Raw genomic sequence first — 5,855 nt, 5'->3', positions numbered from 1 at the left:
GGTTCTGGCTGAGAAAGTTCGATCAACTTTGGTGTATCGAAAATCGGTTCTGGTTCTGGTTGAGAACGTTCGATCGATTCTACAACTTGCAGATTTTCGACAATCGGTTCGGGCTGAGAATGCTCGATCGACTCTTGTCTTTCTACAATTTCCAGAAAATCTGCCACTGGTTGCATTCCTGGTTCTAAATCGCTTATTTCCTCTGGTATTTCTGCAATTGGTTCGGATTCGGGTTGAGAATGCTCGATCGACTCTACTGTTTCTACAACTTGCAGATTTTCGACAATCGGTTCGGGCTGAGAATGCTCGATCGACTCTACTGTTTCTACAACTGGTTCGGAGTGTGACTCCGAAGGCTCGATCGACTCGACGGTTTCTGAAACTAGCAGATTTTCAACAATCGGTTGCGATTCCGATTGATGAGAATCCGTGATCGAATCTTGAATTTCTGCCACTTCTTGCAGATTTCGATCGACCTCCGGTTCGCTGTGAACCAGATTTTCTTCTGGTTTCTTTTCAGCCGCTGTCAGCCTTAAAAATACATCTTCCAGAGTAGCGCGAGAGCGACGCATTTCGCAGAGTCCAAATCCAGAGGCGATGATAGCTGCAGCAATTTCTCGTCCGGGTTCTATGTCCGGTTCGCACAATGCCCGCAGGCGGTAACGACTTGCTAAAAATTGCTGGTTGGGAATTAATTCGACCGATCGAACTCCCGGCAAATTTTCCAAAGAAGGGAACAGCAGACTGTTTAGCAAATCCGCCTCGCCTTCAACTTCGAGCTCGTAACCCTCTCCGGCGGCCAACTCTCCCATCAAATGTTCGGGAGTACCCGCAGCGACGATTTTACCGCGATTGATGATGGTAACGCGGTTGCAAGTCATGCTGACTTCGGGCAGAATGTGCGTGGAAAGGATAATTGTGTGCTGGCCGCCAAGACTTTTGATTAAATTGCGGACTTCGATGATTTGTCGGGGGTCGAGGCCGACGGTTGGTTCGTCTAAGATAATCACCGGCGGGTCGTGGACGATCGCCTGGGCGATACCGACGCGCTGCCGAAATCCTTTAGAAAGTTTGCGAATTAAAACTTTGCGTTTATCAACCAGGCCGCAGCGTTCGATCGCGGAGGTAACTCGTCGCGCGCGATCGCCTGCAGGTACTTGCTTAATCCGGGCGACAAAAAACAGAAACCCTTCCACACTCATTTCTGGATAAAGTGGCGGGTTTTCCGGCAGATAGCCGATGCGCTGTCTGACTGCCATCGAGTTTTCGTGAACGTCGAGGCCGGCGATGCGGGCGGTACCGCTGGATGCCGGCAAATATCCCGACAAAATCCGCATGGTTGTCGTTTTGCCAGCGCCGTTTGGCCCCAAAAACCCGAGAATTTCTCCTGATTCGACCGAAAAAGACACGTCCGCGATCGCTGCGGTCGAACCGTAAGTTTTGCTTAAGTGTTCTACTTCAATCATTTGTCAGAAGTCATGTCGATTTTAGATTTTAGATTTTAGATTGACTCCGCGAAGTGCAGAGTCCTGCCAGCACAGCGGGTCGATCGAATTTATGGCGCAAATGCTAATTTGATTTTGTCTTCCAGTGTAGTCTGGCAAGAACCAAATCTATCACAAGTGTCGATCGGACTTGGAAGCGAGACGCTAGGTAGTAGGGTGCGGAGCTCGGAAATGATGAGCCCATGTCCATCGAATCGCTACCAACTGACGCACCCTACCACTAGAGTCAGTGCCTAACCGAACGCTCAAGTAGCTGGCTTCGCTACAGAGGCGGGGCTGTTTCTAGGTTGAGTAGCGCTTACGCGCCCCTCCGCGTAACGCGCCTTCGCGGTTCGTTCAAAAAAATCTCAACTCCTTTTCCAAATCTTGATTTCCCCCAACCAACCCGCACTCACAATAGTCTTCCCATCGCTGCTAATCGCCACAGCGCTAACGTAGCCAGCATGACCGCTCAAATTACCTCTCAATTCGCCCGATCGCACATCCCAAAGTCTCACACTCTTATCCCAACTGCCAGTAACCAGCGTAGTGCCATCCCGACTGAATGCCACCGACCAAACTCCGTCGGTATGCCCGCTTAAACGACGAATTAACTGCCCATTTCCGGCATTCCACAAACCGATTGTACCGTTGCTATTTCCCGCAGCTAAACTCTTGCCGTCGGGAGTAAAAGCTAGCGACAAAACAGCCAAGTTTTTGCCGCTAATCGTGCGAATTGCTTGACCTGTAGCTAAATTCCACAACCTAATTGAACCGTCTTTGCTGCCGCTAGCTAAAGTTTTGTTGTCTGGACTAATTGCCACAGCATTCACCAACCCTGAATGCCCGGTCAAAGTCCGCAACAACTCTCCGGTTTTCGCATTCCAAATCTTAATCGTTTTGTCCCAACTACCGCTCGCTACAAATTGACCGTCGGGACTGACGGCAACGCTCGAAACTGCATTGGAATGCCCGCTCAAAGTGCGTACAACCGCACCAGTTTCTAAATTCCAAATTTTCACAGTTTTGTCGTCGCTGCCGCTAGCTAACACCTTGGAGTCCGCACCCGCGGCCAGTGCGTTTACGGCTTCCGTGTGTCCTTGCAGGGTAGTTTTTAATTGCCCGCTGGGGAAATTCCAAACTGAGATTGTGCCGTTGCTATTTCCTGTAGTAAAATAAGCTGAAGCTAGGGCAAGGGAACTGACAACTTCCGAAGGCCCTTTGAGAGTATTGGTAGCAGCAAAGGCGATCGCACTTGCGGGCGTGCGGGGCGCATTATTCGCCGGATTTTTAGGGTTTCCGGCAGTAGGAGATTGGGGAACTACTGGCAGCGAAATAGTCGATCGCCATTTCATGAAAGTATTAATTTCTATTCCCGCAGCCACGATTTTATCAGAGTTGTCCTCTAACCTGACAATGCCGTTAATTGCGACAACTCGCCCCGCGTCATCGAGCACCGGCCCGCCACTCATGCCCGCTCTCACTAAGTTGTTGTATACCAAAGTATAACCGTTCCAAGGAGTTTGGCGGCCGGTAAGCTGACCTTCCGTGGCGATGAAAATCGGCTGTCTCAGGGAACCGCCGGATATCGGCCAGCCGGCCACATAAGCCTTGTTTCCCTTAGTTGCTGCAGAATTGGCTAATTGAGCCAGGGGGTAGCTTTGAGTGCTGCTGAAGGGCATGACGGCTAAATCCATCCCTGGCACTCGCCGCACGAGGCTGTATGATACAGAGTGAGCTTTGCCGTCGGGAGTTACGACCTCGTAATCGCCGGCTTTATCGACAACGTGCCAGTTTGTGAGAATATAGTATGTGCTGCCTTGTTTCTCTAAAATTACTCCAGAACCGCCTTTTGGCCCCTGGATGCGAACAGTAATTTGTTGGGCAACGGTTTTAACTTTGTCGGCGGTTAATGCGAGGGCAATTTGAGGTGATGTCAGTGGGATGAGGGCGATCGAACTCAGGGCGATCGTAGCACTCAAAATAGCCGGAATTGTTCTGCTGTAATTCATTATTGTGTCAATTTAACATACCCACATATCAACTGACGGATAACTTTTCCGGTTTGTGGCATATTGACGGTTGACAACGCCAAAACGCCTGCGCGATCGAACTTTCGACATTCGCACAAGCCTAAAAATATTTGACACAGCCCTCTGGCTACCAGAAAAATTTAGAATCGGGAACCGCACCTAGCCTCAACAATAGCCACTGGCTGATCTCTATTTTTTTCTCGGCAAATCAGAATTTGAGCCAAACGCTGCTCGGAATAATACCCATTAGCCATCCAGCCGATGGGTGCGCCTGCGATCGCGCCAACTGCTAAACCAGTGATGAGGCTCCAAATAAGATGCTTGCGGGCGATCGGGTTTTGTTGCATAAAAATTTATCCTAAACACTTAACCTTAGCAAAAATACCACAAATAAAATTTACTTTCTTCCTCCTATTTACTTATTTCCTAAGTAGTAACCCACCCTAAGTAGGGTGCGAATTCCGCACCTTACTGAGTAGGTAGGCTGCCCAATTCTATGCCAAATCAAACAGCAAAATTTCTGCCTCTGCTGCCGCTTCAATCACCACCTCAGCCTCGCCACTAACCGCCGCAGCGTCGCCATTTTCCAAAGGCAAACCGTTGAGCAAAACCGAGCCGCGAGCAACTTGCACCCAAGCGTGGCGATTCGGCTGCAAAGCGTGAGAAACCCGCGAGTCTTTATCCAAAACAGCCGCATACAAATCCACATCTTGATGCACTTTCACAGCACCATCTCTCGCATCTCGCGCCGCCACTAAGCGTAGTTTTCCGCGCCTTTCTGCTAGGGGAAAATCCCGCTGCTCGTAACTCGGCTGCAAGCCTTTTGTATCGGGTAACAGCCAGATTTGCAGCAAATGAACTGGGTCTGTTTGGGAGTTATTGAACTCGCTGTGCTGGATACCCGTACCTGCACTCATCCGCTGTACTTCACCGGGTTTAATCACTGCACCAGTACCCAAACTGTCCTTGTGTTCTAATGCTCCTTCTAATACATAAGTAATGATTTCCATGTCACTGTGTCCGTGAGTACCGAAACCTTTGCCGGGGCTAACGACATCCTCATTAATTACCCGCAAAGATCGAAAATTCATATAATTTGGATCGTAATAGCCGGCAAAAGAAAAGGTGTGGTAACTGTCCAGCCAACCGTGATTAGCGTGTCCTCTTGCTTCACTTTTTCTGACGGTAATCATTTGCTGAATCCTCAGTGTAATTTATCGGGTGTTTCTGTGATGTTTTTATTTTAAACCGAGTCAAGTTATTATGGATAGTACGCACTTAAAAGTGCGATACTTACCAAAAAGATACTATGCAAGTCCAAGAAGTAAAGGTCGATCGAGCAAATTGCCCTGTAGAACGCACTCTAGAGGTGATTGGCGGGCGCTGGAAGGTCTTGATTCTGCGGGAGTTGTTTCAAGGAGTGAAGCGTTTTAACGAGCTGCAACGAGCTGTCAACGGCATTACTCAGAAGATGCTGACGCAGCAACTACGCGAAATGGAGTCAGACGCGATTGTGCACAGGGAAATTTACCTGCAAGTGCCGCCAAAAGTTGAATATTCGCTAACGCCTTTGGGCGAAAGTCTCAAACCGATTATTAATGCCATGCACGAATGGGGAATTCAGCATATTAGCGAAGATGGAAAATGAGCGGTTTCTAGATGTTTTTTTCCGTCTTCCGACAGATTTCAAATTTTCAACCTAGTTCAACAATAATAATATGAACAACATAGAGCGTCTCGCCACCCTCAACCGCATCCGCAAACTCAGCCGCCTGATGGATACCGCCATTGGCATCCCCGGCACTAAATTTCGCATTGGTTTAGATCCCATTATCGGTTTAGTTCCGGGTGCTGGGGATATCGTAGATACCGCATTTTCCGCATACCTAATTTACTTAGCAACTCGATTCAACCTTCCCCAAAAAACTCTAGGGAAAATGGTTTACAATATCGGTCTAGAAGCCGTGGTGGGTTCAGTACCTTTAGTCGGAGATATCTTCGATGCTTTTTATAAATCAAACATGAGAAATCTGGCGCTTTTAGAAGCACACCTCGAAGAAGTTGAACCCGAACTAGCCGCAGTTGCCGAACCGGTTCCTCAATCTATTAAATTGTAGGTACGGGTTTCACAAACAATAATTGTAAATAACCAACAATCTCTCAAGCCCGGCCCCATCAAACCAAAAATCCGAATGTATATTTTCCGCATTCGATCCAAATTTAATGTGTTGATGTGGGTTATCTGTTGTGGGGGGCGGGTTTATCTAGTACAGCATGGCGGAAATAAAGTACCTATTTTATGGGAGACTGGGGCTAAGTGAGATAAATTGCACTCAGA

Annotated in this window: 5 protein-coding genes and 1 pseudogene; 2 read left to right on the top strand and 4 right to left on the bottom strand. The window is 48.4% G+C overall.

Going from position 1 to position 5,855, the window contains the following annotated elements:
• Positions 1 to 389: 389 nt before the first annotated feature.
• The 4 genes and pseudogenes from QUA70_RS11425 to QUA70_RS11410 form a co-directional block, all read right to left on the bottom strand.
• Positions 390 to 1,466 (bottom strand): annotated as a pseudogene (locus tag QUA70_RS11425) (ABC transporter ATP-binding protein); the annotation flags it as partial.
• Between the two features lie 386 nt (positions 1,467 to 1,852).
• Positions 1,853 to 3,496 carry a WD40 domain-containing protein gene (locus tag QUA70_RS11420; protein ID WP_333325673.1) on the bottom strand — a complete coding sequence of 548 codons (1,644 nt, stop codon included), beginning with the start codon at positions 3,494 to 3,496 and terminating at the stop codon, positions 1,853 to 1,855.
• A gap of 161 nt (positions 3,497 to 3,657) precedes the next feature.
• Entirely contained in the window at positions 3,658 to 3,864 is a 207-nt protein-coding gene (locus QUA70_RS11415; RefSeq protein WP_333347020.1) for a hypothetical protein, read from the bottom strand.
• A gap of 147 nt (positions 3,865 to 4,011) precedes the next feature.
• Complete coding sequence (locus QUA70_RS11410) at positions 4,012 to 4,710, bottom strand: pirin family protein (RefSeq protein WP_333347016.1); 699 nt, start codon at positions 4,708 to 4,710, stop codon at positions 4,012 to 4,014.
• 116 nt (positions 4,711 to 4,826) lie between these two features.
• Here QUA70_RS11410 and QUA70_RS11405 point away from each other — a divergent pair, with 116 nt between their 5' ends.
• Together QUA70_RS11405 and QUA70_RS11400 are read left to right on the top strand one after the other, a co-directional pair.
• Positions 4,827 to 5,165, top strand: a complete 339-nt coding sequence (locus QUA70_RS11405) for a winged helix-turn-helix transcriptional regulator (protein WP_006633569.1) — start codon at positions 4,827 to 4,829, stop codon at positions 5,163 to 5,165.
• Positions 5,166 to 5,235: 70 nt separating this feature from the next.
• Complete coding sequence (locus QUA70_RS11400; RefSeq protein WP_333325682.1) at positions 5,236 to 5,634, top strand: DUF4112 domain-containing protein; 399 nt, start codon at positions 5,236 to 5,238, stop codon at positions 5,632 to 5,634.
• Positions 5,635 to 5,855: the final 221 nt, after the last annotated feature.

It is taken from the genome of Microcoleus sp. LAD1_D5, from assembly GCF_036702115.1.
Lineage (GTDB): Bacteria > Cyanobacteriota > Cyanobacteriia > Cyanobacteriales > Microcoleaceae > Microcoleus.
Note: the sequence above shows the minus strand (reverse complement) of the source record. Positions and strands in the feature narration are given on the sequence as shown.

Excerpts from the sequence above, each read along its gene's own strand:
- QUA70_RS11420 (WP_333325673.1), bottom strand. The coding sequence starts at position 3,496 with ATGAATTACAGCAGAACAATTCCGGCTATTTTGAGTGCTACGATCGCC.
- QUA70_RS11415 (WP_333347020.1), bottom strand. The coding sequence starts at position 3,864 with ATGCAACAAAACCCGATCGCCCGCAAGCATCTTATTTGGAGCCTCATC.
- QUA70_RS11410 (WP_333347016.1), bottom strand. The coding sequence starts at position 4,710 with ATGATTACCGTCAGAAAAAGTGAAGCAAGAGGACACGCTAATCACGGT.
- QUA70_RS11405 (WP_006633569.1), top strand. The coding sequence starts at position 4,827 with ATGCAAGTCCAAGAAGTAAAGGTCGATCGAGCAAATTGCCCTGTAGAA.
- QUA70_RS11400 (WP_333325682.1), top strand. The coding sequence starts at position 5,236 with ATGAACAACATAGAGCGTCTCGCCACCCTCAACCGCATCCGCAAACTC.